Source organism: Vibrio sp. 811, assembly GCF_033339195.1.
In genome coordinates, this window is the sequence record NZ_JAWOUB010000452.1 from 1 (window position 1) to 675 (window position 675).

Genomic DNA, 675 nt, shown 5'->3' on the forward strand with positions numbered 1-675 from the left:
GCGTATGTTTGAAAAAGAAGCCATTAGCGCGTTGAAGAAGTGGAAATACCAACCCAAAGTTGAAAATGGTGTGTCAATTGAGCAGTTCGGACAAACCGCAAAAGTGGAGTTCAAATTAGGCAAATGATGAAGAAATTCTTAATCACAACGCTGCTTAGTTTGACCGCAGCCAGTGCGATAGCTCAAGAGCTTAGCCAGTACACCGCATCTAGAGTGCAGCGTGCGCACAGCTTAGCTCAAGAAGAGAAGCTTAAAGAAGCGATCTCAACTCTCGAATCGTTAGATCTATCGCGTGGCTACGATCAAGCGTTTGTTGCTCGTATGCTTGGTATTTTTTATTGGCAGAATGAGCAAGTTAAGCCAGCTATCAAGCAACTGGATTTCGCGGTAAGCAGCGGTTTATTGCAAGACGAGCAAGCGTGGCAAACACGTAAAATGCTAGCGGATATTTTGTTGAATGAACAACAGTTTGCTAAAGCCTTGCCGCACTATTACGAATTGAGTAAAGCCGTACCTAAAAACCAGAAAGCTCATGAAGTTTGGCTGCGCATCGCACAATCGCATTACCAGTTGAGCCAATGGAATAAAGTGTTATCAGCGATGGGTCGCTACGAGAAGTTTGGTCAGCCAGATGAACTCGGTCCATTGTCGATTAAGCTTTCGTCTGAACTGGAA

2 protein-coding genes are annotated in these 675 nt (G+C 44.6%); both read left to right on the forward strand.

The window, feature by feature from the left end:
- The coding region (locus R7Q46_RS27430) for an energy transducer TonB (protein WP_318078309.1) at positions 1-127 on the forward strand (127 nt) is incomplete at its 5' end.
- Positions 124-675, forward strand: a 552-nt coding sequence (locus R7Q46_RS27435; RefSeq protein ID WP_411978782.1) for a tetratricopeptide repeat protein, incomplete at its 3' end; no start/stop codon positions are given. The genes R7Q46_RS27430 and R7Q46_RS27435, both read left to right, overlap by 4 nt.